Source organism: Pseudomonas sp. AU12215 (assembly GCF_001675465.2).
GTDB lineage: Bacteria > Pseudomonadota > Gammaproteobacteria > Pseudomonadales > Pseudomonadaceae > Pseudomonas > Pseudomonas nitroreducens.
The window spans coordinates 1-2987 of sequence record NZ_MACM02000065.1 but is presented as its reverse complement, the minus strand read 5'-3'; the positions used below and the strand labels follow the sequence as shown (position 1 = coordinate 2987).

The following is a 2987-nucleotide window of genomic DNA, read 5'->3' as shown; positions in this document are numbered from 1 at the left end:
ATCGTGACGCGCTCTGTGGCGCTGAGTTCGTGATAGGACATGGGGCAACACCTTACCGAAATGGTCGGGTGTTGCACTCAGTTTTTGCGGCCGCCCCCCTTTAACCCTTTGCACTACACTTAAGGCGGCATGATCATGAGACAGTCAACTCCATGTGTAGGTGCGAAGTATCGCCTAGACAATGAAACATTTATTATCACCAGCGTTTTTGATGAAAACGTGTCTCTTTGTTCGCTTAGTCGTAATACGCGTCGTTTTTTGTCTTTATCCGACTTCTCAGTAATGGAGTACCGGGGAACTCTCACAAAAGAAACGCCTGCACCATCCGAACTAAGTGATGCTACCCGGCTAATCACATCAGAAAAAGATCGCCAGAAATATGATTTCCGGCGCCGCTATGTACAAGCGTATATTGAAGCCCGGGAATCCTCGCCTTGTTCAAAAGAACAAACAAGAAAGTTGATCAAGGATATAGCCGAGTCTTTAAATGACCCCCATAGCCCATCAGTCTCAACTCTATACGTATGGGTGCAACGCTATTTGCAAAACAATCGCAATCCTTTAGCGCTACTTCCGCACTACCCCAGCAAAAGAAAAACAAGAGTTCAAAACACCGTCGTAGATTTAATGAAACACTACATAAACACCGTCTACCTCACACTAGAACGCCCAAGCATTCAATATGCCTACCGCCTTCTCAAAGGACATATCAATACGGAGAACAAACGCCGAGAAAGATCTGACCTTCCGCTATTGATCGCACCGGCGTATTGCACATTCTGGAGAAAAATACGAAACATAGATCCGTATTTAACCGCCAGATCTAGAAATGGTGAGAGGGCAGCACAAAGACTCTTCAAACATGGGCGAGCACTATACATAGATGACGATCTATTTGCCTGCCAGCAATATGACACAAAAAGAATGGACGTCGAAGTGTGTGATGAAAACGGTAACGCAATCGGACGCCCTATTTTGTCTGCCGGAATTAATCCAGCGACCCGCGAATGTTCAGGATGGGACATTTCTATGGGATCGCCATGCGCTGAAAAGCTGGTGTCGGCAGTCAAACGTGCAATTGCAGGAAAGGAAGGCATTCCAAACAGCGGTGGGAAATTCAGAGTATGCGATGTAGATAACGGCGCAGAATTTGTTAATGCTTGGTTCCAGAACATCGCCAAAACGCTAGGGAATACCATCCGTTATGTACCCCCGGGTCAACCGGATGCGAAGGCCTTTATCGAGCGTTTCTTCCGAACTGTAGACATAGGGCTAACGCATCTGCTTCCTGGAACCACCAAAGGCTCGCCTGAGGAATTGGGAGATTACAAACCCAGGCGGCACGCGGCGATAACCTTACCCCAATTGCGCGAAATATTTTCAACATGGCTCGAGATCTATCACAACACGCATCACGAAAGTCTCTACATGTCGCCCTATCAAAAGCGCGACGAATTGCTCAAGAAATCTCCACCACCGGAGCGTTACTCAAATGCAGATTTAGATCAGTTATGCCGCAGCATGTGCTACCGCGTAATAAATAATGGGCGAGTTACCATATCTAACTTATCTTGGACCTCTCCTGGGGTTGCAGAGATTGGCAGCAAGCTAGGCAGGAGCAAAACGGCCATAGTTTATTACGATCCATGCGACCTATCTGAAGTATGGATAGCGCACAGATCCAGTCCAAAGGAATTAATCCCAGCGTATGCCACAAGGCCCGCCTATCAACATGAACTCACGCTAACCGAACATATTCTAGTGCAAAAAGGATTAGCGGAGAAGAAGCAAGCTTTCGATGAGTCGCTGGCTTTACAATTACGAAAAGATCTGCACGAGGATATACAAGCGATTCGCTTAGAAACCAAAAACAAAAGAAAGCAACATCATCAACGGAAAGCGTCGGGGCCTGCAGAATCGGAGAGCCACCCATATAAACACAGCGACGAGATCCGACTTAAAGACAGCTACAAAAAGACAGAAATCGCATTACCCGAGCCGTTCAAAACATTCAATCTTGAGGATCTTCGCCATGGAAAATGATCCCCTCGAAGCATTGCAGAAGTTCTCATCATTCACCGTTGCACACCCACAATTCAGCAGTGCAATGGATATTATTAATGACGCGATTGATACGACAAAATCTCGCAACGAGCCGAGCTCTGTTCTACTTCTCGGGCAAGCGGGAACTGGAAAGACCAGAATATGCGACATATTAATGGCGCAGAATGGCGGTGATCGTATTGTAGAGCTTGAAGATAGCATAACATACGTGAAGCCTGTTATCTGCTGCCCGGTTCCGCCTCTCGCCTCCATTAAGAGCCTCGTAGAAAAAATCTTGCTTAAACTGGGATCCAGCAAAAACAATCAAGTTTTAGGACGACTCGAACAACGCCTATTCGCCTTATTGGAAAGCTGCCAAACCTTAATAATAATACTAGATGAGTGGCAGCACTTGACATCTCGAGGAGCTGAGCCAACGCGCACTGCAACAAGAAACTGGGTAAAAGTATTAACCAATGAATTCCATGGGACCGTTATTTTATCTGGAACTCCCAATAGCGAACCCATTGTAGATGATGATGAGCAATTAGCAGGTAGGTTCCCCTTTAGGGCTTACCTGGAACCGTTCTCTGTAAACTCAGCCGAGCAAGCACAAATATACTTTTCTCTACTGGAGGCTTTTAGTAGAGAAATTGCTCATTGCATGCCATTCCACGAGTCCCCTGCGCTGACAGACGAGCGTATTGCATTTTCTCTGTACGCATTTTGCGCCGGGAATCTGCGCATTCTACGACTGCTCCTTCACGCGGCTCTAAAGATGGCTATTTTAAGAGATGAAGGTACATTTCTCATCTCAGACCTAGCCTCCGCCACTGTGCGTATCAATGGCGGCCGCAAAAACTGAGTGCAACACCCGACCATTTCGGTAAGGTGTTGCCCCATGTCCTATCACGAACTCAGCGCCACAGAGCGCGTCACGATCC

The 2987-nt window shown here is 47.0% G+C and carries 2 protein-coding genes; both read left to right on the top strand.

Translation table 11 applies throughout. The features are described 5' to 3' along the window. The first annotated feature begins 135 nt into the window (after positions 1–135). The gene (locus A9513_RS34860; RefSeq protein ID WP_176707239.1) at positions 136–2043 is read left to right on the top strand and encodes a DDE-type integrase/transposase/recombinase; all 1908 of its coding nucleotides are present in this window, start codon (positions 136–138) and stop codon (positions 2041–2043) included. Next, positions 2033–2908 (top strand): TniB family NTP-binding protein, encoded by an 876-nt coding sequence (locus A9513_RS34855; protein ID WP_083196111.1) that lies wholly within the window; start codon positions 2033–2035, stop codon positions 2906–2908. Before A9513_RS34860 ends, A9513_RS34855 begins: the two co-directional genes overlap by 11 nt. Positions 2909–2987 lie beyond the last annotated feature (79 nt).